The organism is Propionibacterium acidifaciens (assembly GCF_003798325.1).
GTDB classification, from domain to species: Bacteria; Actinomycetota; Actinomycetes; order Propionibacteriales; family Propionibacteriaceae; genus Propionibacterium; species Propionibacterium acidifaciens.
In genome coordinates this window covers 1,987,228-2,000,201 of record NZ_CP033719.1, presented here as the reverse complement: position 1 = coordinate 2,000,201, position 12,974 = coordinate 1,987,228, and the positions used below count along the sequence as shown (strand labels likewise).

Annotated in this window: 16 protein-coding genes and 1 pseudogene; 7 read left to right on the top strand and 10 right to left on the bottom strand. The window is 74.5% G+C overall.

Annotated elements, in window-relative coordinates; genetic code table 11:
- Positions 1 to 488: 488 nt before the first annotated feature.
- The 8 genes from EGX94_RS08470 to dacB form a co-directional block, all read right to left on the bottom strand.
- Positions 489 to 809, bottom strand: coding sequence for a histone-like nucleoid-structuring protein Lsr2 (locus EGX94_RS08470; protein WP_021796748.1), 321 nt, complete (start codon positions 807 to 809; stop codon positions 489 to 491).
- A gap of 172 nt (positions 810 to 981) precedes the next feature.
- Complete coding sequence (gene folK / locus EGX94_RS08465) at positions 982 to 1,551, bottom strand: 2-amino-4-hydroxy-6-hydroxymethyldihydropteridine diphosphokinase (protein WP_021796750.1); 570 nt, start codon at positions 1,549 to 1,551, stop codon at positions 982 to 984.
- A complete protein-coding gene (folB, locus tag EGX94_RS08460; protein ID WP_226906017.1) occupies positions 1,548 to 2,018 on the bottom strand; it encodes a dihydroneopterin aldolase in 471 nt (156 codons plus the stop codon). Before folB ends, folK begins: the two co-directional genes overlap by 4 nt.
- Positions 2,015 to 2,827 (bottom strand): dihydropteroate synthase, encoded by an 813-nt coding sequence (folP, locus tag EGX94_RS08455; RefSeq protein WP_028706677.1) that lies wholly within the window; start codon positions 2,825 to 2,827, stop codon positions 2,015 to 2,017. Before folP ends, folB begins: the two co-directional genes overlap by 4 nt.
- Before the next feature lie 366 nt (positions 2,828 to 3,193).
- Positions 3,194 to 3,799 (bottom strand): GTP cyclohydrolase I FolE, encoded by a 606-nt coding sequence (gene folE, locus EGX94_RS08450; protein WP_051245516.1) that lies wholly within the window; start codon positions 3,797 to 3,799, stop codon positions 3,194 to 3,196.
- A gap of 58 nt (positions 3,800 to 3,857) precedes the next feature.
- Positions 3,858 to 4,409, bottom strand: a complete 552-nt coding sequence (hpt, locus tag EGX94_RS08445; RefSeq protein WP_021796752.1) for a hypoxanthine phosphoribosyltransferase — start codon at positions 4,407 to 4,409, stop codon at positions 3,858 to 3,860.
- Between the two features lie 217 nt (positions 4,410 to 4,626).
- Complete coding sequence (tilS, locus tag EGX94_RS08440; protein WP_028706676.1) at positions 4,627 to 5,625, bottom strand: tRNA lysidine(34) synthetase TilS; 999 nt, start codon at positions 5,623 to 5,625, stop codon at positions 4,627 to 4,629.
- A 4-nt stretch (positions 5,626 to 5,629) separates the two neighbouring features.
- Positions 5,630 to 6,958, bottom strand: a complete 1,329-nt coding sequence (dacB, locus tag EGX94_RS08435; protein WP_021798867.1) for a D-alanyl-D-alanine carboxypeptidase/D-alanyl-D-alanine endopeptidase — start codon at positions 6,956 to 6,958, stop codon at positions 5,630 to 5,632.
- 100 nt (positions 6,959 to 7,058) lie between these two features.
- On the opposite strand from dacB, the gene EGX94_RS08430 reads away from it, so the two are divergent.
- A complete protein-coding gene (locus tag EGX94_RS08430; protein ID WP_021798865.1) occupies positions 7,059 to 7,616 on the top strand; it encodes an inorganic diphosphatase in 558 nt (185 codons plus the stop codon).
- Between the two features lie 293 nt (positions 7,617 to 7,909).
- Here EGX94_RS08430 and EGX94_RS08425 read toward each other — a convergent pair whose 3' ends face one another.
- Together EGX94_RS08425 and EGX94_RS08420 are read right to left on the bottom strand one after the other, a co-directional pair.
- Complete coding sequence (locus EGX94_RS08425) at positions 7,910 to 8,278, bottom strand: fluoride efflux transporter FluC (RefSeq protein WP_021798868.1); 369 nt, start codon at positions 8,276 to 8,278, stop codon at positions 7,910 to 7,912.
- Positions 8,275 to 8,925: a fluoride efflux transporter FluC gene (locus tag EGX94_RS08420; RefSeq protein ID WP_123826181.1), complete on the bottom strand. Its 651-nt coding sequence runs from the start codon at positions 8,923 to 8,925 to the stop codon at positions 8,275 to 8,277. The genes EGX94_RS08425 and EGX94_RS08420 overlap by 4 nt, the downstream gene beginning before the upstream one ends.
- Positions 8,926 to 9,027: 102 nt before the next feature.
- Between EGX94_RS08420 and EGX94_RS08415 the strand changes: the two genes are divergently transcribed.
- The 6 genes and pseudogenes from EGX94_RS08415 to EGX94_RS14495 form a co-directional block, all read left to right on the top strand.
- Positions 9,028 to 10,101 carry a TRM11 family methyltransferase gene (locus EGX94_RS08415; RefSeq protein ID WP_021796864.1) on the top strand — a complete coding sequence of 358 codons (1,074 nt, stop codon included), beginning with the start codon at positions 9,028 to 9,030 and terminating at the stop codon, positions 10,099 to 10,101.
- 133 nt (positions 10,102 to 10,234) lie between these two features.
- Positions 10,235 to 10,780, top strand: coding sequence for a SixA phosphatase family protein (locus tag EGX94_RS08410; RefSeq protein ID WP_081707324.1), 546 nt, complete (start codon positions 10,235 to 10,237; stop codon positions 10,778 to 10,780).
- A 105-nt stretch (positions 10,781 to 10,885) separates the two neighbouring features.
- Positions 10,886 to 11,917: a hypothetical protein gene (locus EGX94_RS08405; RefSeq protein ID WP_021796862.1), complete on the top strand. Its 1,032-nt coding sequence runs from the start codon at positions 10,886 to 10,888 to the stop codon at positions 11,915 to 11,917.
- A gap of 136 nt (positions 11,918 to 12,053) precedes the next feature.
- Positions 12,054 to 12,329, top strand: a complete 276-nt coding sequence (locus EGX94_RS13870) for an ammonium transporter (protein ID WP_021796860.1) — start codon at positions 12,054 to 12,056, stop codon at positions 12,327 to 12,329.
- Complete coding sequence (locus tag EGX94_RS13865; protein WP_021796857.1) at positions 12,326 to 12,514, top strand: hypothetical protein; 189 nt, start codon at positions 12,326 to 12,328, stop codon at positions 12,512 to 12,514. The genes EGX94_RS13870 and EGX94_RS13865 overlap by 4 nt, the downstream gene beginning before the upstream one ends.
- Before the next feature lie 156 nt (positions 12,515 to 12,670).
- Positions 12,671 to 12,973: pseudogene (locus tag EGX94_RS14495) on the top strand (P-II family nitrogen regulator); the annotation flags it as partial.
- Position 12,974: the final 1 nt, after the last annotated feature.

The following is a 12,974-nucleotide window of genomic DNA, read 5'->3' as shown; positions in this document are numbered from 1 at the left end:
CTCAACTCTCATGATACAAACCCGTGCTCAAGGCCCAATCATCCCGCTGTTCGCCCCCGGCGCAAGGCCCGGGCCCGCGAGAAGGGATGACGCCGGGCACCGCTCCGAGGCGATGACGAGCCGGTCCGGGAGGCGGGCGGCGCCGGCGCCTCCACGGAGCAGGCAGCGCGCCTCCTCGGAGCGGGAACGACGCGTGCGCGCCCGTCCGGGCGGCGGGACGGGCCCGCGCAGTGCCCACGGCGCGGGCCCCGCGATCCCGTGGGGCATCACGGCCCCGTGGGACGAGGAGCCGCACGCGGCCCCGATCCGACGCCGTCACGGCGCGAGGGCGGGCCCTCGGCGCCGAGAGGCAAGAAGGACGGAGGGCCCCTTCCGTGACGACGCGGCGGGGCCGTCGGGGGACGGCAATGGGGCGAGGAGACCGGCTCCTCGCCCCATTCGCCGCATCACGGCCGTCGCGCCGCGGCACGACGGCGGAGGAATCGGAATCAGTGCTTCGCGGCCTCGTAGGCCTGGCGGACCTCATTGGGGATGCGCCCGCGCGGGGGGACCTGGTGACCATTGGCCTGGGCCCACTCGCGGATCTTGGCGGCATCGCTCCCGCCGCTGCGGCGGCGACCGGTGGTGCGACGACCGCTCACCCGGCGAGCATTGCCGACCCAGTAGGCGAGCTGATCGCGCAGCTTCGCGGCATTCTCGTCGGACAGGTCGATTTCGTAGGTGACGCCGTCGAGGGCGAAATTCACCGTCTCGCTGGCCTCGCCGCCGTCGACGTCATCGGTGAGGACCACCTGAACCTTGCGCGCCATTGTTCTCCTCCTCGTGGTGGCACCGCCCTGGTGCGATGCCGGTTGGTGTCTGCATGGACAGGAGCAATATAACCAGAGGAATGCGCCGAGGACAAAGAAATCGGCGAGGGCGGGCCCGAATTCGTGCAATTCGGGCGGCCGCGGCCCTTTGCCGGGTCAGGGGATGATGGGGTCATTCGCCGCGGCGGGGGTGGATCGGCGGATCGGTGCGCACCACACCGGAGGCGTCCATGCCGTCCAGCAGATCGAGAATTCTCCCCTGCGGGAGCACCGCCCGCGGTTCCAGCTCCGCCCAGGGAACGAGGACGAAGGCGCGTTCGTGCGCGCGCGGATGCGGCAGCCGCAGACGCCGCGTGGCGCTCGTGAGGCCCTCGACGACGACGAGGTCGATGTCGAGGGTGCGGGGGCCGTGGGGCACGCGCGGATCGCGCCGACGCCCGTGGGCGGCCTCGACGGCGTTGGCGCGCTCGAGCAGCGCGAGCGGCTCCAGTACGGTGTCGGCCGTGACGACGATGTTGAGGAAGTCGTCCTGACCGACGACACCGACCGGCTCCGTGAGGTACACGGATGAGACGCGGACGTGCGCGATGCCCGGCGTGGCGGCGAGGTCGTCGACGCCGGCACGCAGCGCGGCACGGCGATCCCCCAGGTTCGAGCCCATGCTGAGCACGACGTGCCGGCCCGCACCGGGATCGTCGGACGCCCCATTCGCGCCGGCGCCCGGCCGGGCGGCCCCGTTCATGCGGGCGTCCCGTCGGGCGTCGTGCCCGTCCCGGCGCCGTCGCCTGCGCGTCGGACGACGGTCGCCGAGACGTCCCGGAAGGGCAGGCCGATGGGCGCCTCGGGCTTGTGGACGCGCACGGCCGATGCGCGCACTCCGGGAAGGACCAGGCAGGCGTCGGCGATCCGGGCGGCGAGGGTCTCGACGAGGTCGACGTGGCCGCCGCCGACCGTCCGGACGATGACGCGGGCGACCTCAGCGTAGTCGACGGTGCGTGAGAGCTCGTCGCGCTCGGGTTCGTCGACGACCAGCTCCGCATCGACGATGAAGGGCTGCTCCTCGGCGTGCTCGACGGGCAGGACGCCGTGGCGGGCCATGATCCGCAGCCCGGTCAGCGCGATCCTCGCCCGGCCCGGCACCGCGTCTCCGCCCGGCCCGGCGCCCAGCGGCGACCCGTCCGCAGACATCGGGAACGGGCCGTCGCTCATGAGGCCCCGCGCAGGTGCTCGATGACGGTGATCGTGTCGACCTGGGAGCGCACCTCGTGGGTGCGCACCGCCCAGATCCCGCGCACGCAGCACCATGCCGAGACGGCGGCGGTCGCGGCGTCCCGCTCGGCGGTCGGGCGGCCGTTGAGCAGGCTGCCGAGGAAGCGCTTGCGGCTGGCACCGATGAGCACCCGGTGGCCCAGCCCGGTGAACGCGTCGAGGTGGGCGAGGATCCGCCAGTCGTGCTCGGCGTTCTTGGCGAAGCCCAGGCCCGGGTCGGCGATGACCCGCTCGGGCGCGATGCCGGCGTCCACGGCGGCCCGGCAGCGGGCCTCGAGCTCTGCGCGGACCTCGGCGACGACGTCGTCGTACTCGGCGGCCCTGTTCATCTCCGATCCGAAGCCCCGCCAGTGCTGGCAGATGTAGTCGACGCCGAGCTCGGCGACGGCGCCGAGCATCCCCGTGTCGGCCAGACCGCCCGAGACGTCGTTGACGATCGACGCGCCGGCCCGCACGGCGGCCCGGGCCACCGACGAGCGCATCGTGTCGACACTCAACGCGACACCGGTCGCCGCCGCCGGGATGCGGAGCCCCTCGATGACCGGCATGACGCGCGTCATCTCCTCCTCCTCGCTGACCCGCTCGGCGCCCGGACGCGTCGACTCGCCGCCCACGTCGAGAATCTTGGCGCCCTGGGCTATGAGGTCGAGACCGTGCCCGACGGCCGCCGACGTGCCCAACCACATGCCCCCGTCGCTGAACGAATCAGGAGTGACGTTGATGATGCCCATCACCAAGGTATGACCCATGGGGGTGAGTGTACGGAGTTCCGGGGCCCACGGGCCGGAATCCCACGCCCCGGGCGGAATCCGGCGACGAGTACGCCCTCCCCCGCGCGTCCGGCGACGGTCGGGCCCGGGGTCGGGCGGGCCGCCGTCGCGTAGCGGGGACCCGATCAGAGGGCATCCAGACCAAACCACCGACAGAACCCGGACGACACCGAACAGGACACCAGCCCGAAGGACCACGAGCCGGATCCCACACGACCCTCCCCCGACGCCGACCTCCGGACCGGGGCCCGCACTGGCCTCCGAGAGCCGGACCGGTGTGCCGGGCGGGCGGCCTCGGAGGGCCGACCGGCCCGGACCAGGCCGGGACCGATCGGCGGAACGGCGTCAGGAGTTGATGAGGCTCATGGCCTCGGCCCGCGTGGCGGGATCGCGCAGCTGGCCCCGCACGGCGGAGGTCACGGTGCGGGCACCGGGCTTGCGCACGCCGCGCATCGTCATGCACAGGTGCTCGCAGTCGACGACGACGAGGGCGCCGCGGGCCTGCAGGGTGTGCACGAGGGCGTCGGCGACCTGGCCGGTGAGGCGCTCCTGCACCTGGGGGCGGCGGGCGTACAGCTCGACGAGCCGGGCGATCTTCGACAGGCCGGTGACACGGCCGTTCCGGGGCGGGATGTAGCAGACGTGGGCGACGCCGTGGAAGGGCATGAGGTGGTGCTCGCAGGTGCTGTAGACCTCGATGTCGCGCACGAGCACCATCTCCTCGTGGCTGATGTCGAAGGTGCGGGCCAGCACCTCGTCGGGGTCGCGGCCGATGCCGCTGAAGACCTCGGCGTAGGCGCGGGCGACGCGGGCCGGGGTGTCGCGCAGGCCGTCGCGGTCGGGGTCCTCGCCCATGCCGATGAGCAGCTCGCGGACGGCCGCCTCGATGCGGGCGCCGTCGAAGCCCGGGGCGGGCCGGGCGCCCGGTCCCAGACAGGGCGTGTTGTCGATCTCGCGGGACGGCTTCTCGGTCACTGGATCACCTGGTCGGGGGTCGATTCGGCGGGCATCAGCGGTAGACGTGGGGCGCGAGCGTCGCGAGGTCGCGCAGGTTCCGGTAGCGGCCCGCGTAGTCGAGCCCGTAGCCGACGACGAACTCGTCGGGCAGGTCGAAGCCGACGTAGTCGGCCTCGACCGGGGCGTTGAGGGCCTCCGGCTTGCGGAACATCGTCGCCACCCGCACGCTCGCCGCGCCGCGGGTGGCGATGTTGTGCACCAGGTAGCTGAGCGTGAGGCCGGTGTCGATGATGTCCTCGACGATGAGCACGTCGCGACCGGCGACGTCGACGGTGAGGTCCTTGAGGATGCGCACGACGCCGGAGCTGCGGGTGCCGGAGCCGTAGGAGCTGACGGCCATCCAGTCGACCTCGACATGGCAGTGCATGGCGCGGCACAGATCGGACATGACGATCATCGCGCCGTTGAGCACGCCCACGAGGACCGGCCTGCGACCCGCGTAGTCGGCATCGATGAGGGCGGCGAGCTCCGCGACCCTCGCATCGATCTGGTCGGCGGTGCGGAGCACGTGCTCCAGGTCTGCGCTGATGTCGGCTGCATCCACGCCGACAAGGTTAGTGCAGCAGGATCGGCGCACGGGATCAGTGCCACGCGCGCGGCGGGGCCCGAGCCCGGCCGGCATCGACGCCGTGCGCCACGCGGATCAGCGCCGCGCTTCCGGGAGCCGACCCGCTCGTTCCGACGACCCACGGGTGCTTCGGCGCCGCGAGCGCGCGGCAAGAGCGGATCCGCGGCTCGGGATCCTTCTCCTCGGACCGTGATCAGTGCCGCGGGCGGGCGGCCCGCAGCGTGCCACCGGCGCGGACGACCCGCACGCCGCCGGGCAGGTCGACGCCCCGCTGGCCGTGCCAGTCCTCGACGAGGGCGAGCACCGCCCCCGTGTGGGCGGCGCTCGGCTCGACGACGCCGGCGCCGACCAGCCATGACCGGACGATGCGCCCGCGCAGGGCCGGCGGCTGGGCGGCGAGGGCGCCGGCGTCCAGGCCGCCGTCCCCGACGAGGCCGGGCGCGGCGCGGGCGGCGAGCCCGTCGAGCAGGTCGGCGTCGGCGGCGGCGAGGGAGGCGGTGCGGGCCAGGGCCCGGGCGATGCCGGGGCCGAGGCGGGCCTCGAGCAGCGGCATGATCTCGCGGCGCACCCGCACGCGGGCGTAGGCGGCGTCGTCGTTCTGGGGGTCGTGCCACGGCTCCAGGCCCCAGTCGGCGCAGGCCGCCGCCGTGTCGGCCCGGCGCAGACCCAGCAGCGGCCGCACGAGGACCGGGGCGGTGCCGCTGCGGGCGGGCATCCCGGCGAGCGAGCGGATGCCAGAGCCCCGGGCCAGGCCGAGCAGGACGGTCTCGGCCTGGTCGTCGAGGGTGTGGCCGAGCAGGACGAGGCCGGGCGCGGCCCCTGACGGCCCGGGGCCGCGCAGGGCCGCGTACCGGGCGCGCCGGGCGGCCGCCTCGGGCCCCGGGCCGGCGCCGCGGTCCACGTCGACGGCCGTGACGCGGGCCGCCAGGCCCAGCGCGTCCAGCTGCTCGGCGACGCGCCCGGCGACGCGCCCGGAGCCCGGCTGGAGCCGGTGGTCGACGACGAGGGCCTCCGCCATGAGGGCGGGCTCGCGGCGGGCGTGCCAGGCCAGCGCGGCGGCCAGGGCGAGGGAGTCGGGGCCGCCGGAGCAGGCGGCCCGCACCCGCAGGGCGCCGTCGAGGGCCTCGGCGACGACGGGCGCGAGGGCCCTCGTCACGGCGAGGGCCCTCGGTCCGAGGGCGCGGGTGCTCATGGGCTCAGGCCGCGCATCGGCAGCCGGTCAGGGCGGCGGCGAGCCGGTCGAGGAAGGGGCGGGCCTCGGTGCCGGAGCCGTTGATGACGATGGTGAACACGGCGATCGAACCGTCGGCGGTCGGCGTGTAGCCGGTCAGGGTGCTCGCCACGTCGAGGGTGCCGGTCTTGGCGCGCACCAGGCCGGCCCCGGCGGACGACGAGGAGTCCAGGTAGCGGGTCTCGAGGCTGCCCGTCGCCGCGGCGACGGGCATGCCGGCCAGGCCGGCCCGCATGTCGTCCGAGCCGGCGGCCACGACGACGATCCGGCTGAGTGTGTCGGAGGTGAGGCGGTTGTTCCCGGACAGGCCGGAGCCGTCGTGCAGGGAGTCGGCGTCCGACCAGACGCCGAGTGCGCGCATCCGCTGCTCGAGTGCGGTCACTCCTCCGGCGAAGTCGGCCGGCAGGCCCTGGGCGATCGCCAGGTGGCGCAGCAGGTTCTCGGCGATCGCGTTGTCCGAGTGCCGCAGGCAGAGCTGGACGATCTGGGACAGCGGCAGCGACTCGACCTGGGCGACGGTGCTCGCCGAGCCGTCGGCGGTGCGGGCCGTCGGTTCGCCGTCGACGGTGATGCCGGCCGCGGTGAGCTGCTCGGCGAAGGTGCGGGCCGCCGCGGCGCCCGGGTCGCCGGAGTCGTCGCCCTGGTCGATCGTCAGGGCGGAGACGTCGTTGACGTACTCCATGTCCCCCTCGGACCAGTCCGGATGACGGGTGGGGCCGGTGAACAGCGACTCGTCGTAGCCGAGGGAGATCGAGGTGACGCCCTGCGCCGACAGGGCACGGGCGGTCCGTTCGGCCAGCTCCTGCGAGGTCGCCGGGCGGGGGCCCTCGCCGTGGTAGGCCGACTCGGTGCTCGCCAGCAGGGGGTCGCCGCCGCCGACGAGCGTGTAGCCGCCGTCGGGCTCGGCCACCACGCTGGTGGTCCAGCGGGTGTCGGCGCCGACGGCGTCGAGCAGGCTCGTCGTCGTCATGAGCTTGAGGTTCGAGGCCGGGATGATGGCCTGCCCGCCGTTCTGGTCGAAGACCTCGTCGCCGCTCGTCGGGTCGCGGACCGAGACGGCCCACGAGGGGTCGAGGCCCGCGTCGGACAGGGACCCCGAGACGGCGCCGGGGGACAGTTCCGGGTACGGCCCGGGTCCGAGCGCCGGGTCGACGACGCCGACGCCCTCGTCCTCTGCCGCGTACAGGCCGGACGGGGCCGTGGAGGCCCCGCCGTCGACGAGCAGACCCGCCGCGCGCGCCCCGAATCGTCCCCCCGCGCCGACGGCGGCGAGCGCGACGACGACGCCGAGCACCGCCCTCCGTCGTCCCGACTGTCTTCTCGTGGAATTCACTCTGCCGCCCCCGAACGGGTAGTGTCTGGCCCAGGTTCCCCAATCATAAGGACGCAACGCTGTGACCGATGATTTTCGAATTGCCACGGGCCTGCCCCAGTACGGCTTGACCTTCGACATGACCGTCGAGATCCCCCGCGGCACGAAGAACAAGTACGAGATGGACCACAACACGGGTCGCATCCGCCTCGACCGGACCCTGTTCACCTCGACGCAGTACCCGTACGACTACGGCTTCATCGAGGGCACGCTCGGCGAGGACGGTGACCCGCTCGATGCGATGGTCATCGTGCCCGAGCCCACCTTCCCCGGATGCCTCATCGAGTGCCGGGCGATCGCCATGTTCCAGATGCAGGACGAGATGGGCGGTGACGACAAGGTCCTGTGCATCGCCACGGCGGACCGTCGGCGCGACTACATGGACGACCTGGACGACGTGCCCCAGATGGTGATGCTGGAGATCGAGCACTTCTTCACCGTCTACAAGGACCTCGAGCCGGGCAAATCGGTCGAGGGCGCGTCGTGGGCGGGCCGTGAGGAGGCCGAGGCGGAGATCCGCGCCTCGTACGCCCGCGCCAAGGGCACCCCGTACGAGCACCACAAGGTGGACCTGCAGTGAGCGGTCCCGCTGGGGCGGCGTAGCGGAGAACGGCGGCACCGGGGCCGGACGGCGATCCGTCCGGCCCCTCGTCATGCCCCGCGCCGTACGGCGGTCCGTCCTCCGGCCGGCACGGCCCGGTGCAACGGCCCACGATCCCGGTCCGCGGGCGCCGACGCATGGTCGGGACCGCTGCAGGCGCGGCCGCCGCCCGGGGCCGGAAGAGGACTCCTCCGCGTGCGTCGGCGGAACCTCCGGGGCCGGGGAGCACGACCCCGGGAGGGGATCCGCCACGGCCCCCGCCGGGCCCTGCCCTAACCGGCGACGAGCAGGCCGAGCCAGGCCGCCGCCACGGCGCCGAGGGCGTTGAGGCAGAGGGCCGCCAGCGCCGGCCGCGGCCGGTCGCCCCTCAGCAGGAGCACGATCTCGACGCTGGCGGTGCTGAAGGTGGTGAACCCGCCGCAGAAGCCCGTGCCCGCCACGGGGGCCAGCCGGCCGTCGGCGCCGGAGACGACCAGCCCGGCGACCAGGCCCAGGAGGAACGAGCCGACGAGGTTGATCGTGACCGTGCCCACCGGCACCGCGGTGCGGACGCGGGACTTGAGGAAGGCGTCGACGACGAACCGGGCGACGGCGCCGAGACCCCCGGCCAGGCCCATGAGGAGCACGAGTCCGGGGCTCATCGGCCGCCTCGTTCCCCGCGCGCCGCGCGTCCGCCACGAGCAGGACGCTCCGCGCTGCCCCCGCCGGCACCGCGAGCGGTACGGCCCGGATCAGCAGCACGCGCGGCACGACCTCGACCGGCAGGACCCTGACCGGCGGCACGGCCCCCGATGGCGGCGTCCCCGACAGCGCCCGGGGCCGCGGCGGCGCCGCGCTGCGCGCGGGAGCCTCGACCGGCGAGGAGGACGCCGGCCAGGGCGAGGAGCAGACCGCCCGCCACGGTGACGCACGGGTAGAGGAGCGCGAGCAGGCGGTTCCCGCCATCGGCGAGCATCACGACCTCGACGGCGAAGGTCGAGTAGGTGGTGAGGGCCCCGCAGAAGCCGGTGCCGAGACCGAGCCGCAGCGCACGGCGAAGACCCTCGTCCCGGTGGTGCGAGAGGGCCTCGAGAAGGAGCCCGAGGACGAAGGCGCCCACCAGGTTCACGACGAGGGTCGCGAGCGGCCAGCCGCCGCGCTCGCCGACCAGCCGCCGGAGGCCCCAGCGGCAGAGCGTGCCGAGGAAGCCGCCCGCGCCGACGAGCGCGAGAACGGACGGCCGGGAGTACGGGGGCCGCGGCGCGACGGCGAACCCCGGCCCGTCGCCGGCGCCCCGTGATGCGGCCATGTGCCTCGTCTCCGTGGTGCGTCACGGCCCCGGCCGTGATACGTGAAGGGGCGCCCGACCGCACCCGGACGGCGGGGTCCTCGTCGTGGGAGGATGGGGCGCGTGAGCGATTACGTCATGCTCGTCGCCCCGTCCGCGAACCGAGTCTACGCCGATGCCGCCCCCGCGCTCGCGGTGGCCGAGCTGGCCGTCACGACCGGCATCGAGGGCGCCCACCGCATCCGGATCGCCGGCGTCGACTACGTGGGCCTCGGCACGGACCGGCTCGACCCGGCGCAGCTGGCGCGCCAGTCCAGCGCGCTCGCCCTGTTCGAGCTCGCCGACGGGCTGCTGCGCCCGGTGGAGCTGCCGCGGGCGCGGATCATGGACGACGACCTCCTCACGATCACCAAGTACGCGGGCAAGACGAACGAGATGTTCACCCGCCTGCTCCTCCATGTCACCTGCGCCCAGGTGCGCACCGGTGGCGAACGGGCGGCCCTGCCGGGCGGGGGCGTCCAGCTGGACGTCCTCGACCCGATGGCCGGACGCGGCACGACGCTCCAGGCCGCATGGGAGACGGGCCACAACGGCTTCGGCGTCGAGCTCGACGAGAGGGCCGTCGAGCAGCTGGCCGCGTTCATGCGGACCTATCTGCGCCGCAAGCGCCTCAAGCACTCCGCCGAGGTCCGCCCGGTGCGCCGCCAGGGCCGCGTCATCGGTCATCGCTTCGACGCGAGCACCGCCCCGGCGGTCGCAACGAGCGGGCACCCCGCCGTCGAGGGCGCCCCCGCGCTGACGATGGGCGTCCTGACCGGAGACACCCGCGACGCGGCGGCCCTGTTCGGCCGGCGCCGCTTCGACGCCATCGTCACCGACGCGCCGTACGGCATCGTCCACGGCGCCCGCCGGAGGGGCCGGGACGCCGCGGCGGGGGACGGCGACGGCAGGGCCGAGCGCTCCCCCGCGGCGCTCCTGGCCGAGGCGGTCCCCGTGTGGGCGGGGCAGCTGCGCGGCGGCGGCGCGCTCGGCATCGCGTGGAACACCCTCGGGCTCGACCGGGACGGGCTCGCCGCGATCTGCGCCGGGGCCGGTCTCGAGGTCTGCACCGGCCCCGGATGGGACGACTTCGCCCATCGGGTCGACTCGTCGATCCGGCGGGACCTCCTCGTCGCCCGCAGGCCCCGCTCCTCCTGAACCCCGCCCGCCCGGGCGGCTCGCCCCCCATGCGGCCGGCGGGCCGGCCGGGCCGGTGCGCCGGTCCCCGCGGCCGCCGTCCGTCCTCGCGAGAACCGCGGGACGGGGAGCCGGGCGGCCATAGACTCGCCCCATGATGCGACGTCTCTACCTCATGCGCCACGCCCAGGCGGAGTCCTTCGGCCCGCACGGCGACAAGGACCGCAGGCTCAGCACCCGCGGGCGCCTCCAGGCGCGCGAGGTCGGCGAGCGGCTGGCCGGGGCGCGCATCGAGCGGGCGCTCGTCTCGGACGCCGAACGCACCCGCGAGACATTCGCCGAGCTGCGCCTGCCCGACGTGGACGGCGTCCCGGTGCATGTCGAGTTCCGGGCCGAGCTCTACGACGCCGGCACCCGCACCATGCTGGCCCGCATCGCCGAGACCCCCGACGAGGTGCGGACCCTCCTCGTCCTCGGCCACGCCCCGACGATCCCCGCGCTGGCCGGGGAGTTCACCCGGGCCTTCGACCGCGCCGGGGCGGCCCCGGCGCACGGCTCCTTCCCCACCGCGGCGATCGGCGCCTTCGACGTCGAGGTGCCGTGGGGCGAGCTGGCGGACTTCGACCCGTACGACTACGCCGGCTCGGGCCCCGACGAGGCGCCCGAGCCGCACTGCCCGGTCCGCCCGTCGACCGACTGACCGGCGGGCGCCGGCCCTAGGATGGTCCCGGCTCCGGCACCGGGTGCGTCGCGCCCCGTCGGGCGCGCACGGGGCACGGAACACGAGGCACGTAAGGAGACTCCGATGACCGGCAGACGCTCGTCCTCGGGACGCCTCCGCGGAACGGGCCGGCGCATCACCGCGTCCTCCGGCTACCGCGGGGCGCTCGGCAGCGCCCGGCACGTCTGGCACGCGCCGCTGCCCCTCGTCGTCGTGCCCATGGCGCTCGTCCTCCTCGCCGTCATCGTCTTCGGCGCCAGCCGTTCGGCGAACGGGCGCCCGGCCCCCGTGGAGGTGACCACCAGCGGGACGCCGACGCCCTCGCCGAGCCGCACGCCCCCGCCCCCGCCGGGCCCCGTCGAACCCGTCGCCGACGTGAACCTGGCCGTGCTGCGCTCCCAGGTCGAGGGGATCGAGTCGCGCTACGGCGTGCGGGTCGGCCTGGCCGTCGCCGGCGTCGCGCCCGTCGGGCAGCGCCTCACGGCCACCTGGACGGCCGGCTCGCTCACGAGCGGCCCGACGTGGGGCACGCTCGACGTGCCGATCGCCCTGGCCGTCCTCGACCTCGACCGGATGCCGAGCAATCTGACCTATCTGCTCACCAAGTCGATCAGCGAGTCGTCGCTGTCCTCCGACGAGGCGCTCTACACCTTCCTCGGCGGCGCCGACGATGCGGCGCAGGCCGTCGACAAGGTCTTCCAGGAGTTCGGGGACCCGGTGACGACCGTCGCCACGAGCACCGACCGGCAGGGCGTCCCGCCCTTCACCCAGACGGACTGGACGGTCGCCAGCCAGTCCGAGTTCGCCGGGCAGCTGTGGTGCTCCAGCGGCGACTGGTACGTCACCAGCCGCATGCGGCACGTCGACGACGAGCACTCCTACGGCTTCGGCGGCGTCGTCGGCAGCTACATCAAGACCTCCGAGGGCACGACCGCGGACGGCTCGGTCGTCGCACGGCAGATGGCGATCATCCCCACCTCGACCGGGGAGCGGGTCGGCGTGAGCCTCGTCGTCACCGCCCCGCCCGACCGGACGGGCGCCGCCCGCGAGGCCGCGGACGCGGTGGCCGGGCAGGTCTACTTCACCGCCCGCGGTTTCGAGGCCGGGCACTGCTGACCCGGGCCGATCCGTCGACGCCGACCGCCCGGGGCCGGGCACCGTCTGAAACGCGGCCGTAACGGGGCGGCGGAAGTCAACACGGGGTTGCGCGGACGTCACCGGAGCAGCAGGAGCATCCGGGAGAGTTCGGGGCATGACAGCTCTGGAGATCAACACGGGTGACACCGCGCGGGTGCTCATGAGGGCCGCGCTGGTCCTCCTCATGACGCCGGCCCCGGCCTTCTTCCACGGAGGCATGGTCCGGGCCAAGGGCGTCCTCACCATGATGATGTCGATCGTCACGATGGGCATCGTCGGCGTCGCATGGGTGCTGTCCGGCTTCTCGGAGGCCTTCGGCGACTCTCCTGGCACGGCCTGGTCGGCGACCCCGCCCAGCCGGGCCGCCAGGCGGTCGGGGCGCTCGCCGTGATGATCCACTCGTTCGTCGCGAGCCTGCTCATCGCCCTCATCGCCAAGCGGGCGATCGGCCAGCACGCCGAGGCCGGCTACGACCTCTCGCACGTCGGCCGCTCCACGCGCAGCATCTCGCGGACCGTGATGGTCCCGCCCGCGGAGCGCCCGGACGAGCCCGCCGGAACCACCGCACGGATCTGAAGGAGTCATCATGAAACTCATCACGGCGATCGTCCAGCCCCCGTCCCTCGAGGACATCGAGGTGGCCCTGGCCCGTGCGGGCGTCCACGGCATGACGTCTCGGGGGTCTCGGGCTACGGCCGCCAGCGGGGCCGCACGGAGGTCTACCGCGGGGCCGAGTACACGATCGACCTCATCGCCGAGGTGCGCATCGAGATCCTCGCCGCCGACCGCGAGGCGGAGCCGATCATCGCGACGATCTGCGAGGCGGCCCGCACCGGCACCGTCGGCGACGGCAAGGTGCGGAGCTGCCCCGTCGAGGATGTCGGATCCGCACCGGCGAGCGGGGCGTGGGCGCCGTCTGAGCCGCGGCCCCGGGCCGCCGCCGAGGAGCGTCTCAGCGCTCCTCGGCGCCGTTCCGTGTCGGCGCCCCCGCTGCGCCGTCCGGCCGGACGAACCGACCGCGGACCGCCCCGATGAG